The organism is Micromonospora sonchi, from assembly GCF_014646235.1.
Classification (GTDB): Bacteria; Actinomycetota; Actinomycetes; order Mycobacteriales; family Micromonosporaceae; genus Micromonospora; species Micromonospora sonchi.
In genome coordinates this window covers 104,181-118,409 of the sequence record NZ_BMNB01000014.1, presented here as the reverse complement: position 1 = coordinate 118,409, position 14,229 = coordinate 104,181, and the positions used below count along the sequence as shown (strand labels likewise).

13 protein-coding genes are annotated in these 14,229 nt (G+C 72.6%); 5 read left to right on the top strand and 8 right to left on the bottom strand.

Translation table 11 applies throughout. The annotated features are described in order from the left end of the window. Window positions 1-10 precede the first annotated feature (10 nt). The gene (locus tag IEY61_RS16785) at window positions 11-1,438 is read left to right on the top strand and encodes a sensor histidine kinase (RefSeq protein WP_189045317.1); all 1,428 of its coding nucleotides are present in this window, start codon (window positions 11-13) and stop codon (window positions 1,436-1,438) included. 9 nt (window positions 1,439-1,447) lie between these two features. Here IEY61_RS16785 and IEY61_RS16780 read toward each other — a convergent pair whose 3' ends face one another. The 4 genes from IEY61_RS16780 to IEY61_RS16765 all read right to left on the bottom strand — a co-directional run bounded on the left by IEY61_RS16780 (window position 1,448) and on the right by IEY61_RS16765 (window position 5,687). Then, on the bottom strand, window positions 1,448-2,437 hold the full coding sequence (locus IEY61_RS16780; RefSeq protein ID WP_189045315.1) for a TAXI family TRAP transporter solute-binding subunit: 990 nt from the start codon (window positions 2,435-2,437) through the stop codon (window positions 1,448-1,450). 42 nt (window positions 2,438-2,479) lie between these two features. Further along, window positions 2,480-3,151 carry a hypothetical protein gene (locus tag IEY61_RS16775; RefSeq protein WP_189045313.1) on the bottom strand — a complete coding sequence of 224 codons (672 nt, stop codon included), beginning with the start codon at window positions 3,149-3,151 and terminating at the stop codon, window positions 2,480-2,482. A gap of 97 nt (window positions 3,152-3,248) precedes the next feature. Beyond that, window positions 3,249-4,043: a peroxide stress protein YaaA gene (yaaA, locus tag IEY61_RS16770; protein WP_189045311.1), complete on the bottom strand. Its 795-nt coding sequence runs from the start codon at window positions 4,041-4,043 to the stop codon at window positions 3,249-3,251. Between the two features lie 63 nt (window positions 4,044-4,106). Beyond that, a complete protein-coding gene (locus IEY61_RS16765) occupies window positions 4,107-5,687 on the bottom strand; it encodes an ArnT family glycosyltransferase (RefSeq protein WP_229705964.1) in 1,581 nt (526 codons plus the stop codon). Window positions 5,688-5,853: 166 nt separating this feature from the next. On the opposite strand from IEY61_RS16765, the gene IEY61_RS16760 reads away from it, so the two are divergent. Beyond that, a complete protein-coding gene (locus IEY61_RS16760) occupies window positions 5,854-6,894 on the top strand; it encodes an App1 family protein phosphatidate phosphatase (RefSeq protein WP_189045414.1) in 1,041 nt (346 codons plus the stop codon). A gap of 130 nt (window positions 6,895-7,024) precedes the next feature. On the opposite strand, the gene IEY61_RS16755 is transcribed toward IEY61_RS16760, so the two are convergent. The 4 genes from IEY61_RS16755 to IEY61_RS16740 all read right to left on the bottom strand — a co-directional run bounded on the left by IEY61_RS16755 (window position 7,025) and on the right by IEY61_RS16740 (window position 12,313). Beyond that, window positions 7,025-7,555, bottom strand: a complete 531-nt coding sequence (locus IEY61_RS16755) for a hypothetical protein (RefSeq protein ID WP_189045309.1) — start codon at window positions 7,553-7,555, stop codon at window positions 7,025-7,027. Between the two features lie 137 nt (window positions 7,556-7,692). Next, the gene (gene glgB / locus IEY61_RS16750) at window positions 7,693-9,795 is read right to left on the bottom strand and encodes a 1,4-alpha-glucan branching protein GlgB (protein WP_189045307.1); all 2,103 of its coding nucleotides are present in this window, start codon (window positions 9,793-9,795) and stop codon (window positions 7,693-7,695) included. Next, entirely contained in the window at window positions 9,783-11,852 is a 2,070-nt protein-coding gene (locus IEY61_RS16745) for an alpha-1,4-glucan--maltose-1-phosphate maltosyltransferase (protein WP_189045305.1), read from the bottom strand. Before IEY61_RS16745 ends, glgB begins: the two co-directional genes overlap by 13 nt. A 233-nt stretch (window positions 11,853-12,085) precedes the next feature. Then, window positions 12,086-12,313: a winged helix-turn-helix domain-containing protein gene (locus IEY61_RS16740; RefSeq protein ID WP_189045303.1), complete on the bottom strand. Its 228-nt coding sequence runs from the start codon at window positions 12,311-12,313 to the stop codon at window positions 12,086-12,088. 247 nt (window positions 12,314-12,560) lie between these two features. Here IEY61_RS16740 and IEY61_RS16735 point away from each other — a divergent pair, with 247 nt between their 5' ends. From IEY61_RS16735 to IEY61_RS16725, 3 genes are all read left to right on the top strand, one after another. Continuing rightward, entirely contained in the window at window positions 12,561-12,758 is a 198-nt protein-coding gene (locus tag IEY61_RS16735) for a hypothetical protein (RefSeq protein ID WP_189045301.1), read from the top strand. Continuing rightward, entirely contained in the window at window positions 12,755-13,948 is a 1,194-nt protein-coding gene (locus tag IEY61_RS16730) for a helix-turn-helix domain-containing protein (protein WP_189045300.1), read from the top strand. The genes IEY61_RS16735 and IEY61_RS16730 overlap by 4 nt, the downstream gene beginning before the upstream one ends. An 87-nt stretch (window positions 13,949-14,035) precedes the next feature. Beyond that, window positions 14,036-14,206, top strand: a complete 171-nt coding sequence (locus IEY61_RS16725) for a hypothetical protein (RefSeq protein WP_189045298.1) — start codon at window positions 14,036-14,038, stop codon at window positions 14,204-14,206. Window positions 14,207-14,229: the final 23 nt, after the last annotated feature.

Here is a 14,229-nt window from a genome sequence, read left to right as displayed (position 1 = left end):
GGGGCCAGCGGTGCGTCGGCGTCTGGTGATCAGCTATCTGCTGCTGATGGTGCTGGTGCTGGTGGCGTTGGGCACGCCACTGGCGGCGACCCTGGCGACCCGGGAGACCGACCAGGTCCGGGCTGATCGGCTGGCCGACGCCACCCGGTTCGCCTCGCTGGCCGGCCCGGCGCTGCGCAGCGGCACGACCGGTCCGCTCGACAGCGAACTGAACAGCTACCAGGAGCTGTACGGCATCGACGCGGCGGTGGTCAACCGGGACCGGGAGGTCGTGGTGGGCTCGCCGAACTGGCGGCCGTTCCTGGGCACCCGGGAGGCGCTGGACGTCGCGTTGTCCGGCCAGCAGATCAGCGGGCCCGACTCGGTCTGGCCCTGGGTGGACGGGCCGATCGTGGTGGCGGTACCGATCAACGACGGCGGCGAGGTGCTCGGCGCGGTGGTGACCGCCAGCCCGGCCGACGCGGTCCGCCGCACCGTCACCACCTGGTGGCTGCTGCTCGCCGCGCTGGGGCTGCTCGCCGTGCTGGCCTGCGTGCTCACCGCGTTCGGGCTGGCCGGCTGGGTGCTGCGGCCGATCACCGAACTGGACGCGGTCACCCACGAGATCGCCGAGGGGGACCGTGGCGCCCGCGTGCAGCACCGGCTGGGTCCGCCGGAGCTGCGCCGCCTGGCGGCCAGCTTCAACCACATGGCCGATGTCGTCTCCGACGTGATGGACCGGCAGCGGGCGTTCGTCGCGCACGCCAGTCACCAGCTGCGCAACCCGTTGACCGCGTTGCGGCTGCGGGTGGAGGAACTCGGGCCCTGCCTGACCGATCCGCAGGGCCGCGCCGAGCACCAGCTCGCCCTGGAGGAGACCGACCGGTTGGCCCTGCTGCTCGACGCGCTGCTCACCCTGGCCCGGGCCGAGCGGCGGGAGAACCAACGGGTGGTCGTCGAGGCAGCGGCCGTGGCCGCCTCCCGGGTGGCGGCGTGGGAACCGCTGGCCCGGCACCGTGCGGTCACGCTGCGCCTGGCGGCCGACCCGGTCCCGACGTACGCCCGGACCGTGCCGACCGCGATCGACCAGGCGCTCGACGCGCTGATCGACAACGCGGTGAAGTTCAGCGGGGCGGGCGGCGAGGTGACGGTGACCGTCGCGGCCCGCGACGGCGGGGTCGAGTTGGAGGTGCGCGACACCGGCCCGGGCATGACCCGCAGCCAGCTCGGTCAGGCCACCGAGCGGTTCTGGCGGGCTCCGGAGGTGCAGAACGTCGACGGCGCCGGCCTGGGGCTGACCATCGCCGCCGTGCTGGTCGACGCCTCCGACGGTCGGCTCACCATGCACCCGAACTCGCCACGCGGGCTGGTCGCCACCCTGTGGTTCCCCACCTCCACCGAAGCGCCCGCCGACGCCGAGCAGCCGGAGGCAGCCCACCTTTCGTCCCGAGTGGCCTGACCGGGCGGCTCAGGGTTTGCTGTCGCGGTAGTACGCCGTCGCGCCCGGATGCAATGGCAGTGGCGAGGTGGCGATCGCCGAGCGAGGGCTCATCCGGCCGGCCGCCGGATGGGCGGCGGCCAGCTCGGAGCGTCGCTCCATCAGCAGCCGGGTCACCTCGCGGACCAGATCCTCCGGCAGATCGGCCCGGACCAGCAGATAGTTGGGGTTGGCCACGGTGGTGACCGGATCGATGCCGTACACCGAGCGGGGCACGTCCCGCGGCACGTACACCTCCGGGTTGCCCCGGCGTAGCGGAGCGGTCCACTCCCCGAGGTCGATGATGCGGGTGGGGTTGTCCTGGGCGAACTGGGCGACGGCACGCACCGGCAGCCCGCCCGAGAAGAAGAAGGCGTCGATCTCACCGTTGCGTAGCGCGACCACCGAGTCGTCCAGGCCGAGCGGTAGCCGGTGCACCTGGTCGTCCAGGTTGGCCACGGTGAGCAGCCGGCTTACCGTGATCTCGGTTCCCGAACCCGCCGCGCCGACCGACACCCGCCGACCCCGCAGGTCGGTCAACGTCCGTACCGGGCTGTTGGCGGTGGTGACCAGGTGCAGCAGGTCGTCGTAGACCCGGGCGACCGCCACCACCGGCGGGTCCGGCCCCGGATCGGCGGGCAGCACGTCGGCCTGGGTGAACCCGAGTTCGGCCGCACCGGTGTTGAGCAGCCTGACGTTCTCCATCGAGGCGGCGGTGACCAGCACCTCCGCCCGTACGTTGGGCAGCTCCCGGTTGAGGATGGTGGCCAGCGACTGACCGAAGGCGTGGTAGACGGCGGTCGGGCTGCCGGTGGCGATGCGGATGTGTACCGGCTGGGCGGGTTCGTCCCGACAGCCGCCGATGCCGGGCAGGACCAGCAGCACGGCCACGAGGACAGCCACACGGGAGCCGTGCCGCCGGGATCGGGCGGCGTACCGGGTACGGGTCACGGGCAGCACTGTGCGCCGCCGGACCCCCATGACGCAACCCCCGGGGCGGCGGGATTCGTGCTGACCGCGCGGTCAGGCGACCCGGCTCTGTCCGGCCTCCTCCCCGGCGTGCCGCAGGATCCGGTCGCGGTCCGGGCCGTGGGCGACACTGACCAGGTAGCAGCCGGTGCCGGGGCGCAGCAGCGCCGGCACGTCGAGCAGCGCGGCACCCCGGACCAGTACGGCGGCCAGTTCCCGGTCGGTGATCCGCACGCCGAGGATGTGCCGGCGGACGTGTCGTCCACCCGCCAGCAGCGCGGCCCGCCAGGCGGCGGCGGCCAACCGGGTGCGCCACTGCCGGCGCGCGGTCGAGGCGCCGGGCACCGGGCCGCCGAGCAGCTCCCGCCGGCCGCGCCGCCAGCCGTTCTCCATCATCGCCGTGTACGCCGGCCGGCGCTCGCGGGGCACGTGCAGCCGGTGCAGTTCGTAGCGGCGGCGCAACCCGCCGACGGCCAGCTCGTGTCGTGCCGGGATGTCGAGCCGGTCGAGCAACTGCCGCGTCCGTCGCGCCGCCTCCTCCCGGTTGAACTCGATCGTCGCCGGAAAGCCGGGCTGCTGCCCGCCGTGTCGCTGGCTTGAGGTCGCCGGCGGCGGCATGCAGCGCAGCAGACAGGCTGTCTCGAAGGCGTCGGCGAGCGTTATCCAGTCCAGTGGCGGCTGGGCCGCCGGCGGACGGGGCCGGTCGAGCAGGATCGGTTGAACCACCGGAGGCCTCCTTGCGGCGTCGGTCCTCCTTACGGTGACCCGTGACACGGGCGAGCGGTACCGATCCGGCCCAGCCTTGAGCAAATCTTGCGTCTGGTTACAGCTCGGCGACCACGACGTCGACCTGGCGGGGGCGGCCCGGGGACGCCGGTTGCTCACACACGGTGTACTTCAGCTCGCGCAGGGCGGCCACCAGGGCGTCGGCGGTGCGCGGCCGGGCACCGGCGAGCAGCAGGTCCCGAACCAGGCGCCCCTTGGTCGCCTTGTTGAAGTGACTGACCACCGACCGCACCGGCACGCCGTCGACCTCCCGTTCGTGCAGGATCCGCACGGTGACGGTGCGGTCGGCGAGTTCGCCGCGCGGGGTCCAGGCGGCGGCGTACGCGCCGGAGCGCAGGTCCAGCACCGGCCCGGTGCCGGCCGCCGCGGACAGCACCGGGCCCAGGACCCGCCGCCACAACGCCGGCAGCCCGCCGATGCCGGGTATCCGGGCCCCGATCGGGCAGCGGTACGGCGGGATCCGGTCGGTCAGCCGTACCGCCCCCCACAGTCCGGAGCTGACCAGGATCTGCCGCCCGGCGGCGCGTTGCGCCGGCGGTGGCAGGGTGGGCAGGTCGAGGGCCTCGTAGAGCACACCAGTGTAGATCCGGCCGGCCGGTGCGGTGGCGGCCCGTTCCAGCCGGGCGTTGCGGCGCAGCTCCCCGTGCTGGCCGGCACCGAGCCCCAGAGCGGCCAGCGCCGCCTCCGGCTCCTCGGCGCTGAGCGCGACCAACGCGGCCAGCACCTGCGCGCGCACGGGGTTCAGCTCCGGCAACGAGAGCCGGTCCAGGTCCAGCCGGCGGCCGGTGCCGGCGTCGGCCTTGCCCTCCGAGGGCGGCAGCAGGATGAGCATGGTGACTCCTCGACGTCCCGGTCCGCACCACGCGCCGGGCCCGGCCAGCGTACGGCCACCGCCCTACCGCCACGGCCGCACGGGCGTCGCCGGGTGGTACACGCGATACCCGCCGACGTCGGCGAGCAGCGCCTCGTCGGCCCGGTCGCCGAGCAGTTCCCGCAGCCGCCGGTCGGCCGGTGTGCCAACCACCAGCACGTACCCGGGTCGCGCGGCGGCAGCCAGCCGGGACCAGTAGGCGGAATAACGGTTCAGGCCGGGCCGCAGGTTCTCGTCGAGGACCCCGCAGACCACCTCCTCGGCCGTGTCGAAGACGAGCCGGTTGCAGGTCCAGTACTCCCCGTACACCTCGCGCAGTCCGGCGGCGCGCACCATCGCGGCCATTGCCCGCGCCTGCCGCTCCTCCCGTCGGCCCGGAGCCGCGCCGACGGTGGCGAAGAGCACCGTCACCACCAGTGAGGTCGCCGCCAGGGCGGCCAGCACGGCGGCCGACAACGCGCCGACCAACCGGGTCGCCGCACGGGCCGTTCTCCGCCAACCGGCCACCACGGCCAGCCACAGCGGCCACAGCACCGCCGGCAGCGACAGTTGCAGCACCGACAGGTAGCGGGCGTTGCCCAGCGGATCGGTCGCGGCGAGCGGGCTGCGCACGTACGACAGCAGGGTCAACGCCGCACCGGCGACCAGCGCGAGCTGCACCACCGGCGCGACCCGCTCACCTCGCCCGCCGGCCCGCCGGTACGCGACCACCGCGACCACCGCCGCGACGACCAGCAGCACCGGGTAGAGCAGGCCGAACCACGCCTGCCAGCGGGCGCAGCCGGTGAGCGGGCAGAGCCCGGTGGCCAGCGGTACGCCCTCCAGCAGCCCGCCGTCCAACCGCCGCGGCCAGGACGCGGCGGCCGCCGTGCCGCCGCTGATGGAGCGCAGCACGGACAGGGAGTCCTGCCCGGGCCCGGCGACGAGATTGTCGCGGATCATCGGGGCGACGCCGACGGTGAAACCGGCGACCAGCAGCAGCCCGGCGCCGCCGATCAGCTCCCGGCGCATCGCCCAGACCAGCGCCAGCCCGGCCGTGGCCAGGTACGGCACGATCAGCCAGTCCGACCAGAGGGCGAGGCCGGCGAGCAACCCGAAGCCGCCGACGGCCAGCCACCGGCGTCGGACGGTCCGCTGGGCCAGCCCCAGCACGATCAGCAGCATCACCAGCACCGCGACCTTGACCTCCGGCCGGCCGCCGACGGTGGTCACCTGGTCGCGGACGACCCGCTCGGAGCCCAGCGCCAGCAGCCCGACGACCAGCGTGGCGAACCATGGCGAGCCGATCCGCCGGGTCAACCGGTGGATCAGCCAGAGGAACAGCGCGTAGAGCGCGAGCACCGGCAGCCGTAGCACCGGCCAACTCGGGCCGGTCACCGCGATCAGCGGCGCGGCCAGGTACGACTGGAGCGTGCCCATGTAGTGCTGGCCGTAGAGGAAGATCGGGTGCTCCCGACCCTGCGCGATGTGCAGCGCGGCCAGACCGAAGGTCGCCTCGTCGCTGTTGGCGACCGGCACGGTGTCCAGCACGAGGAACAGCCGGTAACCGATCCCGGCCAGCCCGAGCAACAGCGCGACGAACGCCGCCCGGTCCAGCCCTCGCACCAAAACCCCCTCTGTGTAAGGAAGGGCCCCCTGTTAACGCCTCGTGTATAGGAAGGGCCCCTTCTTAACAACCGGCGTACCGGGATCGCGGATGCGGCGAAACGGCGCCCGAGCCGGGCGGTACGCTCGCGTGGCCGGGGTCGCCGGGGTGTGGCAGGGTTGCAACGTGCCACCCACTCCCGCAGGCCAACTGGCCGTACCGAACCTGCACCGGGCCGCGCGGATCGAGGACGCCGTACACGCACTGGTGGAACGCCGGCTACGGCGGACCGGCTGGCGGATCAACATCATCGCGTACACCGGCTATGGTGCGCCGGGTTGGCTACGGGTGATGTGCCGGGTGCTGCTGGGACGGCCGGACACCCGCCAGCGGGGCCGGCTGGAGAAGGTACGGGGCTGGCGCAGCTTCGCCACCCTGCCGGCCAAGCACGTCACCGTGACCATCGAGACCGGCGGAGTGCTTCACGAGGCGCGGGCGGACCGCAGCGGCTTCATCGACACGGTGGTGGAGGCGGACCTGCCGCCCGGTTGGGGTTCGGTGCGGCTCAGCATGCCGGACGCCGAGCCGGTCGACGCGCCCGTACGCATTCTGGACCCGCAGGTCCGCTTCGGCGTCCTCTCCGACATCGACGACACGGTGATGGTGACCGCGCTGCCCCGTCCGCTGCTCGCCGCGTGGAACACCTTCGTCCTGGACGAGCACGCCCGGGCGGCGGTGCCCGGCATGGCGGTGCTGTACGAGCGGCTGGTGACCGCCCACCCCGGCGCCCCGGTGTTCTACCTGTCCACCGGCGCGTGGAACGTGGCTCCGACGCTGACCCGGTTTCTGTCCCGGCACCTCTATCCGGCCGGGCCGCTGCTGCTGACCGACTGGGGGCCCACTCAGGACCGCTGGTTCCGTAGCGGGCGGGAGCACAAGCGGGCCACCCTGGCCCGGCTGGCCAAGGAGTTCCCCGACGTACGCTGGCTGCTCGTCGGCGACGACGGCCAGCACGACCCGGAGATCTACCGGGAGTTCGCCGCCGCCCATCCGGACAACGTGGCCGGCGTGGCGATCCGTCGCCTCTCGCCCACCCAGGCGGTGCTCGCCGGTAGCCTGCCCCTTCCGCACGACCGCCCCACCGAGGGGCCGGTGGGGCAGAAGTGGCTCTCCGCCCCCGACGGCGCCGGCCTCTGGACCCTGCTGCGCGGCGCCGACCTGGTCTGAGCCGCCCCCCCAGATGCGGGGCGGGTCTTGCGGTGCGACGGGTCTTGCGGTGCGGGGCGGGCGGGGCCTTGCGTCCGGCCCTGCCTGCCCGCGCTCGTCGGCGTCAGCCGTCGGTCACGTGGGCGTCGGGTCAGCTGCCCGGCGTCAGCTCGACCTCGCCGGTGCAGCCGGCCAGGGTACGCCGCTCTTCGAGCAGGTCGATGACGGCCTGGCGGTTGGCGATCCGCGCCTCCGACAGCGCGTCCGGGTTCTGCCGCTGCCCCGCGATGAAGGCGAGGTTGTTGCGGACCGCACCGTCCAAGCCGTCGCAGTCCTCCGCCGCGCCACCGTTGAGCGCCGCGTTCGGGTCCGCGTCCGGCACCTCCACCTCGCCGGTGCAGCCGGCTGCCGCGCGGCGCTGTTCGAGCTGATCGATCACGGCCTGCCGGTTGGCGATCCGGGCCTCGGAGAGCGCGTCAGGGAACACCAACTGGTCGGCGATGAACGCCAGGTTGTTACCCACGGCGGTGTCGAGACCCTCGCAGCTCTCGCCCGCCTGGCTCGTGCCGGTCGCCACGGCGAAGGCCACTCCCAGAGTCACCCCGATCGCCGCGACCCCGGCGATCTTCCGCTGCCGCGGTGAGGTCCCGCCCCTCCCGGTCGTACGCCTGCTGTTCGCCATCGAACCTCCGCCTCGTCGCGTCCACCTGTTCGCGGTGGTACGGCGCACGGGCCCGGGCGGTTCATCCGGCGGTGTTGATGGCGGTGTTAATAAGGGGCCCTTCCTCTACCCGAGGCGTTAATAAGGGGCCCCTCCTTTCACGTTGGGCGGAGCCAGAGGGCGGCGAGTGGGGGGACGCGGAGCGCGGCGGAGGCGGGTTGGCCGTGCCAGGGGAGGGGCTCGGCGTGGACGGCGCCGAGGTTGCCGACCCCGGAGCCGCCGTAGTGGTGGGAATCGGTGTTGAGGATCTCCGCCCAGGCCCCGGCGGCCGGAAGGCCGAGCCGGTAGTCCTCCAGGGGCAGCGCGGAGAAGTTGGCCACGCAGACCAGGGTCGTGCCGTCGGGCGCGATCCGGATGAAGGAGACGGTGTTGTTGGCGACGTCGTCGTTGGCGAGCCAGCGGAAGCCGGCGGGGGAGGTGTCCTGCGCCCACAGGGCGGGGGTGTCCCGGTAGGCCCGGTTGAGGTCGGTGACGAGGCGCTGCACGCCGGCGCGGGCCGGGTCGTGCAGGAGGTACCAGTCGAGGCCGCGCTCCTCGCTCCACTCCCGGTCGTCGGCCAGCTCGCAGCCCATGAAGAGCAGTTGCTTGCCCGGGTGCGCCCACATGTACGCCAGCAGCACGCGTACGTTGGCCAGCCGCTGCCACTGGTCGCCGGGCATCTTGCCGAGCAGTGACCCCTTGCCGTGCACCACCTCGTCGTGGCTGATCGGCAGCAGGTAGTTCTCGCTGAAGGCGTACGCCAGGGAGAAGGTGAGCTGATGGTGGTGGTGCTGCCGGTAGATCGGGTCCTTCGAGGTGTAGAGCAGGGTGTCGTGCATCCAGCCCATGTTCCACTTGAACCCGAAACCGAGCCCGCCGTCGCTGGTCGCCCGGGTCACCCCCGGCCAGGCGGTGGACTCCTCGGCGATCATCACCACCCCGGGATGGTGCTTGTAGACCGTCGCGTTGGCCTCCTGCATGAAGGCGATGGCCTCCAGGTTCTCCCGGCCGCCGTACTGGTTGGGCGCCCACTGCCCGTCGGCGCGGGAATAGTCCAGGTAGAGCATCGAGGCGACCGCGTCCACCCGCAGCCCGTCGACGTGGAACTCGTCGAGCCAGTACAGCGCGTTGGCGACCAGGAAGTTGCGTACCTCCCGACGCCCGAAGTCGAAGACGTACGTGCCCCAGTCGGGGTGCTCGCCGCGACGCGGGTCGGGGTGCTCGTAGAGCGGGGTGCCGTCGAAGCGCGCCAGGGCCCAGTCGTCCTTGGGGAAGTGCGCCGGCACCCAATCCAGGATCACCCCGATCCCGGCGGCGTGCAGTCGGTCCACCAGGTAGCGGAAGTCGTCCGGGTCGCCGAAGCGCGACGTCGGGGCGTAGTAGCCGGTCACCTGGTAGCCCCAGGAGCCGCCGAACGGGTGCTCCATCACCGGCAGGAACTCCACATGCGTGAAGCCCAACTCGACCACGTACGCGGTCAGCTGCTCGGCCAGCTCCCGGTAGCCCAGGCCGGGCCGCCACGAGCCGAGGTGCACCTCGTACACGCTCATCGGTTCCTGGTGCGGCGTCCGCTTCGCCCGCCGGGCCAGCCAGTCCGCGTCGCCCCACTCGTACGTCGAGCGGTGCACCACGGAGGCGGTGGCCGGCGGCACCTCGGCGTACCCGGCGAGCGGGTCGGCCTTGTCCCGCCAGTGCCCGTCGGCGCCGAGGATCCGGTACTTGTACCGGGCGCCGGCGGACGCCCCGGGCACGAAGATCTCCCACACGCCGGTCGAGCCCAGCGACCGCATCGGCCAGCCGTCGTCGGGCGCCCAGCCGGTGAAGTCGCCGACCACGCGGACGCCCCGGGCGTTCGGCGCCCAGACCGCGAACGCCACGCCGCCGTCGAGCACCCGGGCGCCGAGCGCCTCCCACAACCGCTCGTGCCGGCCTTCGCTGATCAGGTGCAGGTCCAGCTCGCCCAGGCTCGGCGGGAAGCGGTACGGGTCGTCGTGGCGCACGCCGTCGACGTCGAGCCGGTAGTCGAGCACCTCGCCGGGGATGGCCGCCTCGAAGACGCCGGTGTCGCGCACCCGCGTCATCGGGTGCCGCTCCTCGCCGACCAGGACGCTGACGTCGCTCGCGCCCCGGCGCAGGGCGCGGATCAGCGTACGCCCGTCGGCCGGGTGCGCCCCGAGCACGGCGTGCGGGTCGTAGATCTCCCCGGAGATCAGCTGGTCCATCGGGCATCGTCCTTCGTCGCGGAGGCGGTGCCGCCCTGGGGCCCGGCGGTGCTGACCGGCGGCGTCGTGGCGCGGGCGTCCGGCTCGGGAACACCGGGGCGGCGCAGGGTGAAGACGTGGGCGGGTTGCAGGTACGGGTCGAGGCGTACCGTGTTGCGCTGCCCCCAGTCGTAGCTCGCCCCGGTCAGCTCGTCGTGCACGGTGAACCGGTCGTGCCAGTCCAGCCCCAGCGCCGGCATGTCCAGCGTGGTGTTGCCCCACTGCACGGTGTGCGAGTCGAACGAGCAGACCACCAGCACCGTGTTGCCGGTGGTCGGGTCCCGCTTGGACCAGCAGAGCAGCGCCGGGTTGTCGATGTCGTGGAAGACCAGGTTGCGTAGCCGGTGCAGGGCCGGGTTGTCCCGGCGGACCCGGTTGAGGGTGGCGATGAAGGGGGCGAGGGACCGCCCCTGCGCCTCCGCGTCGGCCCAGTCCCGGGGCCGCAGCTGGTACTTCTCGTTGTCGAGGTACTCCTCCGCGCCCGGCCGGGCCACGTGCTCGAACAGTTCGTAGCCGGCGTACATGCCCCAGGAGGGGGAGAGCAGCGCGGCCAGCACCGCCCGGATCTTGAACATCGGCGGGCCGCCGTGCTGCAACGTCTCGTGCAGGATGTCCGGCGTGTTGGGCCAGAAGTTCGGCCGCATGTAGTCGGCCGCCGCCACCAGCTCCGCGCAGTACTCGCGCATCTCGGCGGGCGAGGTCCGCCAGGTGAAGTACGTGTACGACTGGGTGAAGCCGACCTTGGCCAGCCCGTGCATCATCGCCGGCCGGGTGAACGCCTCGGCGAGGAAGAGCACGTCCGGGTCGACCCGCTTGACCTCCCAGATCAGCCAGTGCCAGAAGTCGACCGGCTTGGTGTGCGGGTTGTCCACCCGGAAGATCTTCACGCCCTCGCCGACCCAGTGCAGCACCACCCGCAGGACCTCCGCCCGGACGCCGTCGGGGTCGTTGTCGAAGTTCAGCGGGTAGATGTCCTGGTACTTCTTGGGCGGGTTCTCCGCGTACGCGATGCTGCCGTCGGCCCGGGTGGTGAACCACTCCGGATGCTCGGTCACCCAGGGGTGGTCCGGCGCGCACTGCAACGCCAGGTCCATCGCCACCTCCAGGCCCTGCTGCGCGGCGGCGGCGACGAAGCCGCGGAAGTCCTCCGCCGTACCCAGGTCGGGGTGGATCGCGTCGTGCCCGCCCTCCTCGGCGCCGATCGCCCACGGCGAGCCCACGTCGTCCGGCCCGGCGACCAGGCTGTTGTTGGGGCCCTTGCGGTTGACCCGGCCGATCGGGTGGATCGGCGGCAGGTAGAGCACGTCGAAGCCCATCGCCGCCACCCCGGGCAGGCGCTGGGTGGCGGTGGCGAAGGTGCCGGAGCGGGCCGGTTCGCCGTCCGTGGCGAGGACCGCGCCCTCGGAGCGGGGGAAGAACTCGTACCAGGCGGAGAAGAGGGCGCGCTCCCGGTCCACCCAGATGCGGTACTCCTCGCCGGTGGCGACCAGCTCCCGCACCGGGTGCTCCCAGAGCAGGTCGGCCAGCTCCAGCGCCGGGCCGGTTCGTTCCGACAGCGACCGGTCGGCGTCGCGCAGGGCTTGTGTCGCCTGGTCGAGTCGGGGCCGGTCGGCTTTGGGTACCAGCTCGGCGGCGGCACTCAGCACGCGTACGCCCTCGGCCAGGTCGTTGGCCAGCTCCACCGCGCCCTGGCCAGCGGCGATCTTCTTGGTGATCGCGTTGTGCCAGGTCAGATAGGGGTCGCTGAACGCCTCCACCGCGAAGAGCCACTCGCCGACGGCGTCGGGTGCGATGGTGACGTGCCACCGGTCCTGGCCGGGCTCGCCGGGCCGCATCCGGGTGAACGGTCGTGCCCGCCCGTCCGGGCCGAGCCACACCACGTTGCAGCCGAGCGCGTCGTGCCCCTCGCGATAGGCCAGTGCCGACACCGGCACCAACTCGCCGACGACCGCCCTGGCCGGATAACGCCCGCAGGAGACGACGGGGGAGACGTCTTCGATCGGAAACCGTCCACTCACCCGGTCCAACCTACTGCGACAGCCCGCTTCCCGCTCGTCCGACCACCAAACGAGATCTTGGGCCCTTACCGCCCGGGCGGCGCGATGATCCACACGCGCGGGCGGCGCGATGATCCACACAACTTCGCCGAAGTTGCTGCTTCCCGGGTGGGCTGACACCGCAACTCCGCCGAAGTTGTGTGGATCAACCGCCGCCGGGTCGAGGAGCGCGTGGGTCGGGCGAGTGGGCGGGATCAGGCGGGTGGTTCGTCCGCCACGAACGACCCCTTGCCCTGGTGGACCTCGATCCAGCCTCGCTCGTCGAGGATTCGTAGCGCGAACCGGATCGGCGTGGGGCTGGCGCGGTACTGCTCGCACAGTTGCGCGATGGACGGCAACTTGTCTCCAGGTTGCAGCGCGCCGGACTGTATCGACGCGATCACATCGGCGATGATCTGCTCGTATACGGGTTGTCTGGGCATGGCAACGGCCTCTCGTCAGCGCGTCGAGCATGCCACGCCGATCCTGCATCCTGTGCGTGCAGTGTTGACTGTGTATACACAGCACGCTAGGTTTGCCTTGGGCCTCTCGTCAGCAGCGGAGTGCCTTTCGAGTGGGCGGGGTGGTCTCCGGCTGCCCCGTCCTCACTTGCACCTTCCTTGACCCCGCTGTGGGTGCGTTTCTTGTCGTTCCAGCGACAACAAACGCACCCACAGGAAGGAGGAACAGATGCGTGAACGTCCACACGACGGGCCGTTGCCGTCGGCGAGCCCGGTTCCGGGGGCGCGGCCCCGGCACCCCGACGGCGATCGGGTGCCCTGTCCGCCCCGTCCCGCCCGTGCGCCGCTCACCCGGCGGCGGTACGCCTACCGGCTCGGCGCGATGGTGGTCGTACTCCTTCTGCTCATGATCTGGATCGTGCGGTGAGGAACGAGTTGCCGGTGGGCCGGCGGGTCGCCCAGTGGCGGGTCCGGCGCAACATGACGCAGCAGCAGTTCGCCGACCGCCTCGGCAAGTCCAAGAGCTGGGTCGACAAGGTGGAGCGCGGGGTACGCCGGCTGGAACGGGTGTCCAACCTCCGGGAGATCGCCGACGCGCTCCGGATCGACGTGCAGGTCCTGCTGGCGGAGCGGCCCGCGCATCCGGCACCCGCCGACGCCGGTGTGGAGCGGATCCGGGCCGCCCTGGCGCGGTACCACGTCGAGGGCGCACCCAGGCCGCCCGACCTGGCGCAGTTGCGGGCCAGCCTTGAGCACGCGAAGCAGAGCTACCGGCACGCCCGGTACCCGGTGCTGCTCGCCCTGTTGCCCGGCCTGCTCGACGCCGTGCGGGTGGCCCGACCCAATCGGGCCACCGACGCGCTGCTGGTGCCGGTGTACGGTCTCATCGCGCTGACGCTGGTCAAGGTGGACCAGGGGGAGTTGGCGTGGTTGGCCGCCGACCGGGGGATGGCCGTCGCCCTGGCCACGGAGGATCCGCAGGTGAGCGCCGTCGCCACCGTACCGCTGTGTCAGGCCCTGCGGTGCTGCGGCCGCAACGGGGCCGCGCTGCGGGCCGCCGTCGTGGCCGCCCACCGCCTCGTGCTGTCCGGCTCGGGCGCCGTCGTCGGTCTGGACGGGGCGGCCCCGCGCGGGGCCGGCGCCCGATCATTGCGCGGGACGCTGCTGCTCCAGGCCGCCCTGGCCGCCGCCGACCGGACGGACCACGACAGCGCCCGGAAGCTGGTCGACCAGGCCGCCGAGGTCGCCGAGGTCGGCAGCTACGGCGGCGGGGGATTCGGCCCCGCGGCGGTGCGGGCGGTCCGCGTGCTCGTCGAGGCCGCCCGTGGAGATCTGCCCACGGCGACGGTACGCCACGAGCGGCTGCTGGCCGGCGAAAGCTGGCGGTGGTTGCCGCCCGAGCACCGTGCCGGGTACCTGCTCGACGTGGCCCGGGTGTACGCCTCGACCGGCGAGATGTTCCGGGCGGGCCGGACCCTGCTGGAGGCGGAAGGCACCGCCCGCAGCGAGGTGCACGACCGGCCCGCTGCCCGCGACCTGGTCGCCGCCCTCATGGCCGGCTCCACCACCGCCCCCGCCGCCCTGACCCGCCTCGCCGCCACCCTCGGCGCGACCTGACAGCCGTACAGATCCTGGACCCTTACCGTTTTGACCGGAAAGTGCCCAAGATCTATGAGCATCGAGCGAGGAGCAGGAGGTGGTGCCGTGGAGGACGGCAGCAAGGGCAAGGGTGATGTTCCTGGCCGCGTCGACGAGAGTCGAGGGCAGCGGCTGGTACGGCATATGCGTGGCCTTGGCGGCGGCGTGACGCAGACCGAGCACATGTCCACCGACGCCCTGATGGAGTTGCTGCGTGACGAGCGGTGCCGGTGTTAAGAAGGGGCCCCTTCTCTACCGCA